Here is a 14,225-nt window from a genome sequence, read left to right on the forward strand (position 1 = left end):
CAGCAAAATCACTCCGCTGCTTCTCCAGGCGTCTCCCTTTATTACGAAGGATCTGAATCTCTAAGTTCTCTTAGAAGCGTATCGATTTTATTTCCATACGCCACCGATTCATCAAATTCAAACATCAATTCAGGTGTTTTGCGAAGGCGGATTCGGGTTCCAAGCTCTGAGCGTATAAACCCTTTTGCTTTCGCCAGGGCTTTCAATGTTCCTTCCCTCTCTTCTTCGCCTCCAAGCACCGTTATATATACGGTTGCCTGCTGCAGATCACCTGTTACTTCAACATCTGTTACTGTCAGAAAGCCGATCCGTGGATCTTTCACCTTCCGGCTTAGAATTTCTGTTAATTCTTTTTTCATTTGTTCTGCAACACGATTTGAACGCATAGACATACATTTCACTCCTTCAGGCGAAGGTTATTTGCGCTCGATTTCCTGCTCGATGAACGCTTCAATAATATCGCCTTCTTTAACGTCATTGAAGCCACGAATGGTAATTCCGCACTCATAGCCCTGTGCTACTTCTTTCGCATCGTCTTTAAAGCGTTTCAGCGCATCAATTTCCCCTTCGAAAATAACGATGCCGTCACGGATCAAGCGGACGCCGGAATCACGTGTGATTTTCCCATCTGTTACATAGCTTCCCGCAATTGTTCCGATTTTAGACACTTTGAATGTCTGGCGCACTTCCGCCTGTCCAATAATTTTTTCTTCAAATTCGGGATCAAGCATCCCTTTCATTGCCGCTTCAATCTCTTCGATAACTTTGTAAATAATACGGTGAAGACGGACTTCGACTTCTTCTGCTTCTGCTGTACGTTTTGCATTTACATCCGGACGCACATTAAACCCAATTACGATTGCATTTGAGGCAGACGCTAAGATAATGTCGGATTCTGTAATAGCACCGGCTCCAGTGTGAATAATTTTCACGTTTACGCCTTCTACTTCGATTTTTTGAAGGGCGGCCGCTACTGCTTCTACCGAGCCCTGCACATCCGCTTTCAAGACGATATTAAGGTCTTTCATTTCACCCTGCTTCATATGTTCAAATAAATTATCGAGGCTGACTTTGGTTTTCTCGCTCCGTTGCGCCTGAAGAGCATCCTGCGCACGGGATTCACCGATCTGGCGCGCTGTTTTTTCATCTTCAAACACAACAAAACGGTCACCAGCGAGCGGCACTTCATTTAGCCCCGTAATTTCAACCGGTGTAGAAGGACCAGCTGTTTTTACACGCCGTCCTATATCATTTACCATTGCGCGGACACGACCAAACGTATTTCCGACTACAATTGGGTCACCAACATTCAGAGTACCGTTTTGAACGAGCAGTGTGGCTACAGAACCGCGGCCTTTATCAAGCTCAGCTTCAATTACTGTACCCATTGCTTTCCGAGTTGGATCAGCTTTTAGTTCTTCCACTTCCGCTACAAGAAGAATCATCTCTAGAAGAGTATCAATACCTTCACCGTTTTTTGCTGAAAGAGGAACAAAAATCGTCTCACCGCCCCATGCTTCAGGAACAAGTCCATGCTCAGTTAATTCCTGCATGACCCGGTCCGGATTCGCTGCCGGCTTATCAATTTTATTGACAGCTACGATAATCGGAACTTCTGCTGCTTTTGCATGGTTGATCGCTTCAACAGTTTGCGGCATAACACCGTCGTCTGCTGCAACAACGAGAATTGTAATATCAGTTACTTTCGCACCGCGTGCACGCATTGTTGTAAACGCCGCATGTCCCGGTGTGTCAAGGAATGTGATTTTTTTGCTGTTTGTTTCAGCCTGGTAGGCACCAATATGCTGCGTGATACCTCCAGCTTCGCCTTCTGTTACTTTTGTGTTACGGATGGAATCTAAAAGAGTGGTTTTCCCATGATCAACATGACCCATAATCGTTACTACAGCCGGACGTTCAACAGCGGTTTCTTCCGTGTCTTCCTCTTCAAAATACGTTTCAAGATCCGCTTTGTCGATTAAAATTTCTTCTTCTACTTCTACGTTAAACTCGCCTGCCACAAGTTCAATTGCATCTTTATCGAGCTCCTGGTTTATTGTTGCCATTACACCAAGCATAAATAGCTTTTTAATAACGTCAGATGGCTCAACGTTCATTTTCTTGGCAAGCTCACCCACTGTTAAAGAACCAGAGAAAACAATTTTTTCCGGAATCTCTTTCTTTTTCACTGGCATTGGCTGTTTTGGCGCGCCTTTACGCTGTCCACCCGAACGGCCTTTTCCGCGCGGTCCGCCGTTAATACCGCGGGATCCTGGTTTCGAACCGCCACGTGCACCGCCGCCCTGTTTTTGCTGACCCGGTTTTGAGCCCGTTGGTTTCGGCTTTGCCGGCCCACGGTTTCCTGATGGTTTATTTGTTGATTGTTGATTATTTGGTTTATTATTCAAATTTGAACAGCCTCCTCGTCATAACAGCTTATTAACTGTCATTCCCATCGATAAGCATTTTTAGCTTTTTAGCAAAGCCGGCATCTGTCACGGTAACTACTACACGTGCTTCTTTGCCAATAGCCTGTCCAAGCACTTCACGGTTTTCGACGCGACGAACCGGAACTTTGTAAAAAGCCGCTTTATCCGTTATTTTCTTTTCTGTATTGCGCGATGCATCCTCTGACAGCAAAATCAGCTTTGCATTGCCGCGCTGTATTTCTTTTACAGTCAATTCTTCGCCGGTAATCAGCTTCCCGGCCCGGTTTGCGAGACCAAGAAAAGACGTCCATGGATTTAATGCCATGTTAACGACTGCCTTTCGTTACAAGATCAAGCAGATCATCATAAACAGATGGCGGGATTTCCGCGTTAAGCTGCCGCGCAAGAACATTTTTCTTTTTTGCTGCTTCAACCGCTTCTTTCGTTTTTGAAACATATGTACCGCGCCCCGATTTTTTTCCCGTCGGATCCACAGATACATCTCCTTCTTTTGAACGCACGATGCGGATCATTTCTTTTTTCGGCTTCATTTCACCGGTTGCCGCGCATTTTCTAAGCGGCACCTTTTTAGGCACTGGCATCCTGAAACGCCTCCTTATTCAATTTCTTCTGAAAAGAAATCTTCAAGGTTATTATCTGCAGGCTCGAAATCGTCCTCTTTTTGCTCAGCACTGTTTCCAGTTGGATAAATTCCTGCTGCGCGGGCATCTGTCTCACTCTTGATGTCAATTTTCCAGCCCGTTAATTTTGCAGCAAGCCGAGCATTTTGACCGCGCTTGCCGATTGCAAGCGATAATTGATAGTCCGGAACAATAACAGTTGTTGCTTTGTTTTCTTCGTCAACCATTACTTCGACTACTTTTGCCGGGCTTAACGCATTCGCTACAAAAACAACAGGGTCCTCTGACCACTGTACGATATCAATTTTTTCGCCTTTTAATTCATTGACGATTGCCTGAACCCGGTTTCCTTTCGGCCCGACACATGCCCCGATCGGATCAACTTCAGGGTTCTCTGCATGAACAGAAATTTTAGAACGGTCGCCCGCTTCACGGGATACAGAACGAATTTCCACTGTGCCGTCAAAAATTTCCGGAACCTCAATTTCAAATAAACGCTTTAAAAGTCCAGGATGTGTGCGGGACACATAAATTTGGGGCCCTTTTGTGGTACGTTCTACTTTTGTGATATAAACTTTAATCCGATCATGCGGCTTGTATGTTTCATTCGCCATTTGCTCTGCCTGCGGCAAAAGCGCTTCAATTTTGCCAAGACTTACATAAATAAAGCGGGCATCCTGACGCTGGACAATCCCGGTCATGATATCCTCTTCGCGGTCAATAAATTCCGAATAAATGATGCCTCTTTCCGCTTCACGTACCCGCTGTGTTACAACCTGCTTTGCAGCCTGCGCTGCGATGCGGCCAAAGTCTTTTGGTGTTACTTCCATTTCCACAATATCGCCGATTTCATAAGCCGGGTTGATTGCTACAGCATCTGCGAGTGCAATTTCCAGACGGGAATCGAATACTTCATCGACCACTTCCTTACGGGCGAAAACCCGCATAGAACCGCCTTCTAAATTCAAGTCAACGCGCACATTTTGCGCCTGGTTAAAGTTTCGTTTATAAGCAGAAACAAGTGCCGCTTCAATTGCTTCAATTAATAAATTGCGCTCAATGCCTTTTTCCTTTTCCAGATAAAGAAGCGCATCATACAGTTCTGAACTCATTGGCTGAAAAGCCTCCTTACATTCTTATCTTATTAAATTTTCTTAAAAAGTGACAGCAAGACGCGCTTTTGCCACTTTTGACATTGGAATAGTGATTTGTTTTTTACGTGTTTTCACCATATATTCCACTGTCAACTCATCGTCTGCAAATGAAGTGAGAGTTCCTTCATACACTTTTTCCCCATCAAGCGGTTCATAAAGCTTAATATTGACGTACTTGCCAACTGCGCGTTCAAAATCCTGCTGTGTTTTTAGCGGCCGTTCCGCACCTGGTGAAGACACCTCAAGAAAATAGTTATGCGGAATCGGATCAGGTTCAAGCGCATCAAGCTGCTCGCTTAGCCGCTCACTAACTACTGCACATTCCTCAATATCCACACCGTTTTCTTTGTCAATATACAAACGAAGGAACCAGTTTTTTCCCTCTTTTACATATTCGACTTCCACGAGTTCAAGATTTAATTCTTCAACAATTGGTACAGCAATTTGTTCCACTGTTTCGATGATTTTACTCATTTTTTGTCCTCCCGCATGAAAAAATTTGTTTCGGAACATCCCCGCAACAAACACGAAAGAGTGGGGGTGGCCCACTCTTTCGAAGAGAGTTATCATGCAATTTCCATTTTCAAGAATAGCATAAACGGCCCTTTTTTGCAAACACGCATCAAAACAACGACAGCTGGTTTTGATCAGGCAGTGCGTCCAGGCAGCCCATTTTTTCTAAGTACTCCATAATGGTTTTGGATACTTTCCCGCGCTGCTGTAAATCTTCTTTTGATAGGAATTCACCATCCGCCCGTGATGCAACAATGTTTTTTGCGGCATTTGTTCCAAGCCCAGGCAGTGCATTGAACGGGGGAATAAGCGAGTTCCCGTCAATGACAAATTCATCTGCACTCGAACGGTATAAGTCGACTTTTTTAAAGGTAAAGCCCCGTTCCACCATTTCAAGAGCGAGTTCAAGCACTGTCATCAGGTTTTTTTCTTTTGGCGACGCGTCCAGCCCTTTTGCATTGATTTCCTGCAGAAGAGCTTTTATTGCCGAAGAGCCCTTTGACATTACATCAATATCGAAGTCTTCCGCCCGGACGGTAAAATAAGCAGCATAATAAAGGAGTGGCAGATGCACTTTAAAATAAGCAATGCGGACGGCCATTAGCACATAAGCAGCTGCGTGTGCTTTCGGGAACATATACTTGATCTTTTTACAGGAATCAATATACCACTCCGGTACTTCATTTTTGCGCATTTCCTCTTCCATTTCTTCTGATAAGCCTTTTCCTTTACGGACCGACTCCATAATTTTAAAAGCAAAGGCGGGATCCAGCCCCTGATAAATCAAGTAAACCATAATATCGTCCCGGCAGCCAATTACATCGGACAGCTGGCAGATCCCTTTTTGAATCAGCTCCTGTGCATTGCCAAGCCACACATCCGTTCCATGTGAAAGACCTGAAATTTGAACAAGCTCTGAGAAAGTGGTCGGCTTTGTTTCCTCAAGCATCTGCCGTACAAATCGCGTACCAAATTCCGGGATACCAAGCGTACCAGTCTTGCACATAATTTGTTCCTCAGTCACACCAAGCGATTCAGTACCGCTGAAAATTTTCATTACTTCCGGATCGTCCGTTGGGATCGTTTTTGGATCGATTCCTGATAAATCCTGCAGCATCCGGATCACGGTCGGATCATCGTGCCCAAGAATATCAAGCTTAAGCAAATTATCGTGAATGGAATGAAAGTCAAAGTGAGTCGTTTTCCATTCGGATTTATCGGAATCTGCTGGATACTGAATCGGCGAAAAATCGTAAATATCCATGTAATCCGGCACAACAATAATACCGCCCGGGTGCTGGCCCGTCGTTCTCTTGACACCTGTACAGCCCGATACAAGCCGGTCTACTTCCGCACTGCGGTACTGCTTCGTATATTCCTCTGCATATTTTTTCACGTAGCCATAAGCCGTTTTTTCGGCTACTGTGCCAATCGTTCCCGCCCGGAATACATAATCTTCTCCAAACAGTTCTTTTGTATAGTTATGGGCACGCGGCTGATACTCACCAGAAAAGTTCAAGTCAATATCCGGTACTTTATCTCCTTTAAAGCCAAGGAATGTTTCAAACGGAATATCGTGACCGTCTTTTTTATAAGGAATATCGCAATCCGGGCAGTCTTTATCCGGCAGGTCAAATCCCGAGCCTACTGAACCGTCATCAAAAAACTCCGATTTTTTGCAGGACGGACAGACGTAATGCGGAGGCAGCGGATTTACCTCGGTAATTTCTGTCATGGTTGCCACAAAAGAAGAACCGACAGATCCACGCGAGCCGACAAGATAGCCATCATCAAGCGACTTTTTCACGAGTTTATGTGAAATCAAATAAATAACCGCAAACCCGTGGCCGATAATGCTTTTTAATTCTTTTTCAAGACGGGCTTCTACAATCTCCGGAAGTTCTTCCCCGTATATACTGCGGGCCATGCCGTAACTCATCTCCCGCATTTCCTCATCGGCGCCTTCAATCTTCGGCGTATAAAGGTCGTCTTTAATCGGCTTTACTTCTTCAATCATGCCGGCGATTTTATTTGTATTTTCCACGACAATTTCGTGTGCTTTTTCTTTTCCTAAAAATGAAAACGCCTCAAGCATTTCATTGGTTGTACGGAAATGAACATCCGGAAGCGTCTGCCGGTTCAACGGATTGGCTCCGCCCATTGAAGAAATTAAAATATGGCGGTATACTTTATCCTCTTTGTTTAAATAGTGAACATTTCCTGTTGCAGCAACTAATTTGTCCTGCTCCTCTCCAAGCGCAACTATATTTTGAACGATGTCATGGAGCCCTGCTTCATCGCGCACAAGTTCCATTTCAATGAGCGGCGCGTAGACAGCGTTTGGCTGTACTTCCAGATAATCATAAAACTCGGCCGCTTTTCGCGCTTCATCCATTCCTTTTTGCATCATCGCTTCAAATACTTCCCCTTTATTGCACCCTGAGCCAATCAACAGGCCTTTCCGGTGCTTTTGCAAAACAGACCGGGGAATGCGCGGCACCCGGTAAAAGTAATTAATATGCGAAAGGGAAACGAGTTTAAATAAATTTTTCAGCCCTTCTGCATTTTGGGCGAGAAGAGTGCAATGATAAGGGCGGGCCCGTTTATAAGCTCCTCCTTCTCCCATATAATTATTAAACTCGTTGTGCTTTTTAATTCCTTTTGCCTCGGCCTCTTTTAACAGCTTCAGCAATATATATCCGGTTGCTTCCGTATCATAAATCGCACGGTGATGCTGCGTTAATTCTACGTCGAATTTTTTCGCCAACGTATTCAGCCGGTGGTTTTTCATATCCGGATACAGCAGGCGGGCCAGCTCAAGAGTATCGATAACAGGGTTGCCTGCACGGCCGATATTGTATTTCTCATAGCCAGTTTGAATAAATCCCATATCGAACGATGCATTGTGGGCAACCAGTATTGCCTCCCCTGACCATTCTTTAAAGTCTTTTAGTACTTCCTCTGCCTCTGGCGCATCGACCAGCATATCGTCTGTTATTCCTGTCAATTCAATAATTGTAGCGGAAAGCGGCTGGTGAGGATTAGCAAACCGTTCAAAGCGGTCAATGATTTCGCCATCTTTAATTTTTACTGCGGCCAATTCAATAATTGTATCATAAACAGCGGAAAGCCCGGTTGTCTCAACGTCAAATACAACATACGTATCCGTTGCCAGTTCCCGGTCTGCATCCTCGTAGGCAATCGGAACACCGTCATCAACAAGATTTGCTTCCACTCCGTATAAAATTTTTACGCCATTTTTTTTACCGGCACTGTATGCTTCAGGGAATGATTGTGCGACCGCATGATCCGTAATTGCCATAGCGGAATGTCCCCACTTTTTCGCCTGGGCAATCAAAGCACTGACAGAGGACACGGCGTCCATTTGGCTCATCGGGGAATGAAGATGCAGTTCCACCCGTTTTTCCTCCGCTGTATCTTCTCTCATCGGCGGCCGAATTTCATTAATATCATTGGCAATCATGACAAGATCGCGGACAAATGTATCGTTTTGAACGGAACCGCGCACGCGAACCCACATACCTTTTTTCACCCGGTTAAACATGGCTGCATCCTCTTTATCCCGGGAAAACATCTTGACCATGAGGGAATCAGTATAATCGGTGATTTTAAATGTAAGCAATGTCCGGCCGCTGCGCAGCTCTTTTGTTTCCGCGTCAAAAATATATCCTTCTGATGCAATTCGGCGTTCTTCATCAATAATTTCTTCCAGCTTTTTAAACTCGGCATCCTCTTTAATTGTATAACCAATCGTAACAGGTCCTGAATCTTCGGGAGCGCCTTCCTGTTCTTTCGCCCGGTTCTGCATGTCAATAACAGCCTGTCTTGCGCGCTCTGTATCTTCTTTTCGTTTTTCTTCCAAAAACTTTTCGTATTCTTCAGACTGCCTGTTTTCAGACACCTGAATATCAAACGTTAATGGCGGAAAGCCAAGACTTTCGTAAATGTCGCAAATCCGGCGTCCGTATTTATTTTTCAGCGCCATGCCTTCCATTTCATTATTGGATTTAATGATAAGCTTTGTGCCAGAAACATCAGGCTTTTGTCCATTTAAGGCAGCCAGGATTGGAGGCGCAATTCCATCAAGCTGGCGGATACAGTAAGGCCAGTAGTCTGTTACATGCTCAGGTGTACAAGTCCGATCCTCTGTTTCGATTGAAAATGTTACGAATGCAAAAGAAGAAAACGTTCCAGTCAGCGCATCCGCAAATCTCATCAATACACTTGCCGGGATCAGTGACGGTGCTGAAAAAACAAAATGCCACTTTTTCTCCTGCTTTAATACGGTTAATTTTTTTATTTCTGTTCGGTCAAAATGGCGCACAACGGCATCTTCTGTCAGACGCAGCTGATCAAGTAAAATTAAAAACCGGCTGCGTCCGCTTGATGCATCTCCATTCATTTCCTTTCCTCCCCTTACACAGAAAAGGATGAACGGCACAGGCCGGTCATCCTTTTTTCTTTTTAAAGTGCAGCTTGCAAGTTACGCACAACTTGCACAATTTCACTCACCGGCGACTCAATTACTTCGCCTGTTTTGCGGACTTTCACCTCAACGATGCCTTCAGCTGCTTTTTTTCCAGCAGTGACACGAACAGGCAGGCCGATTAAATCACTGTCTGTAAATTTAACGCCGGCCCGTTCGGCACGATCGTCCAGAAGAGCAGTCATGCCGGCAGACCGCAATGCGTTATAAATCTCATCGGCTGCTTTGACTTGATCATTATCTTTTACGTTTACCGGAATAACATGGACATCGAATGGAGCCAGATTCACCGGCCAGACAAAGCCTTTTTCATCATTAAACTCTTCTGCCATGGCCGCTACAATCCGGGAAACTCCAATGCCATAACAGCCCATGATCATTGGCTGTGTACGGCCGTTTTCATCTAAATAAACAGCGTTCATCGCTTCACTATAACGTGTGCCTAATTTGAAAATATGCCCTACTTCAATTCCCTTGGCAAATTGGATATGCCCGTTTCCATCAGGGGACGGATCGCCTTCTAGAATAAAACGCAGGTCGGCAAATTCAGTTACCTGGAAATCGCGCCCTGCATTAGCATTTGTATAATGCCAGCCATCTTCATTTGCGCCGCATACAATGTTCACCATCGATTGAACCGCATTGTCAGCTAATACTTTCACATCAGCAGGAAGCCCGACCGGTCCAAGCGATCCAAAGGAAGCTCCAAATAATTTGTTTGCTTCTTCCTCTGAAGCCATTTCGACTGTTTTCGCATTTAAGCTGTTTTTCAGCTTAATATCGTTGATTTCATGATCACCTCGAGCCAGTACAACCACAAGATCTTCATCTACTTTAAAAACGAGTGTTTTAATACATTGCTGTGCAGAAACATTCAAGAATTTGCCTACAGCTTCAATTGTTTTTGAATCCGGTGTTTCCACTTTTTCAAGCGCTTTTTGCTCCTCATCGCTTTTTTCATAAACAGTTACGACAGGCGCCATTTCAACATTGGCTGCATAATCTGAAACATCGGAGTACGCAATCGTGTCTTCACCAATCTCAGAAAGTACCATAAATTCATGTGTATCTTTACCGCCCATAGCGCCAGAATCGGCAATGACTGCGCGGAAGTTTAATCCGCAGCGGCGGAATATATTCGAATACGCAGTAAATAACCGATCGTATACTTCGTCCAGGCTCTCCTGTGAAGAATGGAAAGAATAAGCATCCTTCATGATAAATTCACGGCCGCGCAGAAGGCCGAAACGAGGCCGTTTTTCATCCCGGAATTTTGTTTGAATTTGATACAGGGTCAATGGCAGACGCTTATATGATTTAATTTCATCACGAATCAGTGATGTAATCACTTCCTCATGGGTTGCGCCGAGGGCGAATTCCCGTGAATGGCGGTCTTTTAAACGCATCAATTCCGGTCCATATGTTTGCCAGCGGCCGGATTCCTGCCAGAGTTCCGCCTGCTGCAGCGCAGGCATAAGAAGTTCTACGGCTCCGGCATCATCCATTTCTTCACGGATAATCTCTTCTACATGGCGAAGCATTTTTTTTCCAAGCGGCAGGTAGCTGTAAACACCGCTTGCATTTTGCCGAATAAAACCGGCACGGAGAAGCAGCTGATGGCTTTTTACTTCTGCATCAGCCGGCACTTCCCGCATTGTTGGAATTAAGGTTCTGCTTTGTTTCATTCAATCGCACCTCGACTAAAATTGGAATAAAAATAATTATAAAAAGAAACGCTGAATGTCGTTCCATGTTACTACGATCATTAACAGCATAAGTAACGCAAAGCCGACAAAATGCACCATGCCTTCCATCTGGCGGTCTACCGGTTTTCCCCGCACCGCTTCATACAGGAAGAACATAAGGCGTCCGCCATCAAGAGCCGGAAGCGGCAGCAGGTTCATAATTCCCAGATTAATACTTAACACACCTGCCCATTTTGCCAGATTAAAAATACCGGACTGGGCGACTGTGTCCGTTGATACGTAGATACCAACAGGACCCGACAGCATATCAAGGGAAAACTGGCCGGTTACAATTGTGCCAAGAAGCTCAAAAATAAGCTTGGTCCAATTGTATACGTCTTTGGCTCCATACGTAAATGACCCAATAATTGAATGTTCAAATGGACTGTATACGCCAATCCGGCCAAATGTTTTTCCTTCGGCTTCTTCTGCGGAAGGCGTGACCGGAACTGTTAATTGCTCTCCCTCACGGTCAACGATAAAAGTAAGTTCTTCTCCGGGATTTTCCTGGATCACTTTCACAATTTCATCCCAGGAAGCCATGTTTTCACCGTCAATTGAAACAACACGGTCCCCTTCTTTTAAGCCGGCTTCAACCGCTGCCCCTTCATCAATCACTTCTCCAAGCTCCGGCTCATTTGTTGGAATCCCTTGAATCATCGCCAGCACTACAAAAACGATAAATGCCAGAATAAAGTTAAACAACGGTCCCGCAAAAATAGCCATTGCCCGCTGGAGAAGGGTTTTAGAATTAAATTGGCGGTCATATGGCGCTATCTGTATACTTAATTGGTCTTCGGTTATAAGGGCCTCACGATGGACAGGGTATGTTTTTAATTCTTCTTCTCCTTCTTCATAGCCGCTTATAGTCAGGCCATGCTCAAGGTCGGCCCGTTCAATCTCGATGACTCTGGCATCTTTAAACCGGTCTCTCCCATTTATAATAAGATTGACCGCTTCTTCGTTTTCATTAAATACAACTCCAATTCGCTGTCCCGCTTTTAATTCGGTTGTTTCTGGATCTTCACCTGCCATCCGGACATAACCGCCAAGCGGCAGCAGCCGAATTGTCCATACAGTTTCTCCTTTTTTGTGGGAAAACACTTTCGGCCCGAAACCGATCGCAAATTCACGGCACAAAATGCCTGCTCGTCTGGCAAATATAAAATGGCCCAGCTCATGGAAAAAGACCAGCGATCCAAATATAACGATAAACGCTATGACGGTATTCAAATGTTTCTAACCACCTTTTTATAATAAAGTGATCTTTTACCCGCTAAATACGAGATAAAAGTGAGCTTACGGTTTCTCTAGCCTGCGTATCTGCTTCTAAAATGGCCTCTAATCCCGGGGATTGAATTGGCATATGACGCTCCATGGCTCGTTCGACTGCTTCCTCAATTCCAAGAAAAGAAAGCTTTCGGTCTAGAAAAGCAGCAACAGCTGCTTCATTTGCCGCATTCATTACTGCTGGCATTGTTCCGCCTATTTTTCCTGCCTCATAAGCAAGATAGAGCATACGGTATCGTTTAAAATCCATTTCCTCAAAATGAAGGCGTCCTATTTCCGCCAGATTCAGCACTTTTGTATCAGGCAGCGGCAGCCGGTCTGGCCAGGTTAATGCATATTGAATCGGTACACGCATATCAGGAGAACCAAGCTGCGCGATTACCGAGCGGTCTTGAAATTCTACCATTGAATGAATAATGCTTTCCCGATGCTGGATTACGTCGATCTGGTCATACGGCAAATGAAACAGCCAGTGTGCTTCGATTACTTCAAGTCCCTTATTCATCATTGTAGCAGAATCCACTGTAATTTTCGCGCCCATTGACCAATTTGGATGGTTCAATGTTTCTTCTACTGTCACCCGCTTTAATTCTTCCCGCTTTTTATCACGAAAGCTTCCGCCTGAGGCAGTTAATATAAGGCGGCTTATGTTTTTTTCTTTCTCTCCCTGTAAGCTTTGAAAAATAGCTGAATGCTCGCTGTCTACCGGCAGCAGGTGCACACCGGCTTTTTTAGCCGCCGTCGTCACAATATGGCCGGCGGTCACCAGTGTTTCTTTGTTGGCAATGGCAATGTTTTTCCCTGCATCAATTGCTTCTAGTGTCGGCTTCAGGCCGACACTGCCAATTACCGCATTGACAAGTGTATCTGCCAGTTCATGAACAGCTACTGCCTTGAGTCCTTCTTCTCCGAAAAAAACCCGGGTATTTGGAAAATTTGACTGCAGGCGTTCTGCCGCGTCTTTTTCTATGACCGAGACGACCTCGGGCTCGAACTCGCGGATCATCGCTTCAGCTGCTCCTTCATTTCGACCGGCAGAAAAAGCGGCTAATCGGAAAGACTCCGGATGCTTGCGGATAATATCGAGCGTCTGCACTCCAATAGAACCAGTCGCTCCTAACAAACTAATCGTTTTCAATACGTTCATCCCCTTACAATAATTGAAGCATATGCAGCAGTGGAAAAACAAACAGCCAGCTGTCTGTACGGTCTAGAATGCCTCCGTGGCCCGGCAGCAGGGTGCCGGAATCTTTAACATTGTAGTGGCGTTTTAAAGCCGATTCAGCCAGATCACCAATTTGCCCGGCAATAGAAAGGACAGTTGCAGCAGCCAGGACCCATACAGCAGGTGCAGGAAAGTCTATGACAAACAGAAAAGCGCCGGCCACAAGGGTCGCCGAAGCAATACCTCCGTAAAAACCGGCCACAGTTTTATTTGGGCTGATTTCAGGCCACAGTTTTCTTTTACCAAACGAGCGCCCGACAAAATACGCGCCTGAGTCCGAAGCCCATGTTATAAACAAAGCAAAAAAGACAAAGGCAATTCCTGCTTCTCTTGTTTCAATTAAATAAGAAAAGCCAAAGCCAATATATAAAGGCAGCAATACACAATAGGCCGCGTCTTCAAATGTAAAACGGTTTTTGGTAATAACCGTATTTACTAAAAAGAGCAAAACAAATAAAAGCAGAAGCTCCAGCTTTCCAAACCCGAGCAGCTGCCACTCGCCTGCTCTCTCTTCCGGAATAAGCATAACGAAAGAAAGAAGAATAGACAAAAAGCCCGCCGTTGAAAAAACAGCAATTTTTTTCATTTTTAATGCTTCTGCAACAGCAGCTGCGCTCATGATATAAACAAGAAGGATAAACGGCAGGCCGCCAATCAGCACGATTGGCAGAAACGCAGCTGCCGCGATAATCCCTGTAACGAGTCGTTGTTTCATCTCAGT

At 45.0% G+C, this 14,225-nt stretch carries 11 protein-coding genes; all 11 read right to left on the reverse strand.

The window, feature by feature from the left end:
* Positions 1 to 41: 41 nt before the first annotated feature.
* The 11 genes from rbfA to VP98_RS08880 all read right to left on the reverse strand — a co-directional run bounded on the left by rbfA (position 42) and on the right by VP98_RS08880 (position 14,219).
* Positions 42 to 392 (reverse strand): 30S ribosome-binding factor RbfA, encoded by a 351-nt coding sequence (gene rbfA, locus VP98_RS08830; protein WP_046175015.1) that lies wholly within the window; start codon positions 390 to 392, stop codon positions 42 to 44.
* A 24-nt stretch (positions 393 to 416) separates the two neighbouring features.
* A complete protein-coding gene (gene infB, locus VP98_RS08835; RefSeq protein WP_046175016.1) occupies positions 417 to 2,408 on the reverse strand; it encodes a translation initiation factor IF-2 in 1,992 nt (663 codons plus the stop codon).
* 31 nt (positions 2,409 to 2,439) lie between these two features.
* Positions 2,440 to 2,754 (reverse strand): YlxQ family RNA-binding protein, encoded by a 315-nt coding sequence (locus VP98_RS08840; RefSeq protein ID WP_046175017.1) that lies wholly within the window; start codon positions 2,752 to 2,754, stop codon positions 2,440 to 2,442.
* Position 2,755: 1 nt separating this feature from the next.
* Entirely contained in the window at positions 2,756 to 3,031 is a 276-nt protein-coding gene (gene rnpM, locus VP98_RS08845; RefSeq protein WP_046175018.1) for an RNase P modulator RnpM, read from the reverse strand.
* A 14-nt stretch (positions 3,032 to 3,045) separates the two neighbouring features.
* Positions 3,046 to 4,182 (reverse strand): transcription termination factor NusA, encoded by a 1,137-nt coding sequence (gene nusA / locus VP98_RS08850; RefSeq protein ID WP_046175019.1) that lies wholly within the window; start codon positions 4,180 to 4,182, stop codon positions 3,046 to 3,048.
* Between the two features lie 42 nt (positions 4,183 to 4,224).
* Positions 4,225 to 4,698 carry a ribosome maturation factor RimP gene (rimP, locus tag VP98_RS08855; protein WP_046175020.1) on the reverse strand — a complete coding sequence of 158 codons (474 nt, stop codon included), beginning with the start codon at positions 4,696 to 4,698 and terminating at the stop codon, positions 4,225 to 4,227.
* Between the two features lie 148 nt (positions 4,699 to 4,846).
* Positions 4,847 to 9,160, reverse strand: a complete 4,314-nt coding sequence (locus VP98_RS08860; RefSeq protein ID WP_046175021.1) for a PolC-type DNA polymerase III — start codon at positions 9,158 to 9,160, stop codon at positions 4,847 to 4,849.
* 62 nt (positions 9,161 to 9,222) lie between these two features.
* A complete protein-coding gene (locus tag VP98_RS08865; protein WP_046175022.1) occupies positions 9,223 to 10,929 on the reverse strand; it encodes a proline--tRNA ligase in 1,707 nt (568 codons plus the stop codon).
* Between the two features lie 36 nt (positions 10,930 to 10,965).
* Positions 10,966 to 12,222 (reverse strand): RIP metalloprotease RseP, encoded by a 1,257-nt coding sequence (rseP, locus tag VP98_RS08870; RefSeq protein ID WP_046175023.1) that lies wholly within the window; start codon positions 12,220 to 12,222, stop codon positions 10,966 to 10,968.
* Positions 12,223 to 12,265: 43 nt separating this feature from the next.
* Positions 12,266 to 13,417 carry a 1-deoxy-D-xylulose-5-phosphate reductoisomerase gene (dxr, locus tag VP98_RS08875; RefSeq protein WP_046175024.1) on the reverse strand — a complete coding sequence of 384 codons (1,152 nt, stop codon included), beginning with the start codon at positions 13,415 to 13,417 and terminating at the stop codon, positions 12,266 to 12,268.
* 13 nt (positions 13,418 to 13,430) lie between these two features.
* The gene (locus tag VP98_RS08880; RefSeq protein WP_046175025.1) at positions 13,431 to 14,219 is read right to left on the reverse strand and encodes a phosphatidate cytidylyltransferase; all 789 of its coding nucleotides are present in this window, start codon (positions 14,217 to 14,219) and stop codon (positions 13,431 to 13,433) included.
* Positions 14,220 to 14,225 lie beyond the last annotated feature (6 nt).

The organism is Domibacillus indicus, from assembly GCF_000970685.1.
GTDB classification, from domain to species: Bacteria; Bacillota; Bacilli; order Bacillales; family Domibacillaceae; genus Domibacillus; species Domibacillus indicus.

Excerpts from the sequence above, each read along its gene's own strand:
- rbfA (WP_046175015.1), bottom strand. The coding sequence starts at position 392 with ATGTCTATGCGTTCAAATCGTGTTGCAGAACAAATGAAAAAAGAATTA.
- VP98_RS08840 (WP_046175017.1), bottom strand. The coding sequence starts at position 2,754 with ATGGCATTAAATCCATGGACGTCTTTTCTTGGTCTCGCAAACCGGGCC.
- rnpM (WP_046175018.1), bottom strand. The coding sequence starts at position 3,031 with ATGCCAGTGCCTAAAAAGGTGCCGCTTAGAAAATGCGCGGCAACCGGT.
- nusA (WP_046175019.1), bottom strand. The coding sequence starts at position 4,182 with ATGAGTTCAGAACTGTATGATGCGCTTCTTTATCTGGAAAAGGAAAAA.
- rimP (WP_046175020.1), bottom strand. The coding sequence starts at position 4,698 with ATGAGTAAAATCATCGAAACAGTGGAACAAATTGCTGTACCAATTGTT.
- VP98_RS08860 (WP_046175021.1), bottom strand. The coding sequence starts at position 9,160 with ATGAATGGAGATGCATCAAGCGGACGCAGCCGGTTTTTAATTTTACTT.
- VP98_RS08865 (WP_046175022.1), bottom strand. The coding sequence starts at position 10,929 with ATGAAACAAAGCAGAACCTTAATTCCAACAATGCGGGAAGTGCCGGCT.
- VP98_RS08880 (WP_046175025.1), bottom strand. The coding sequence starts at position 14,219 with ATGAAACAACGACTCGTTACAGGGATTATCGCGGCAGCTGCGTTTCTG.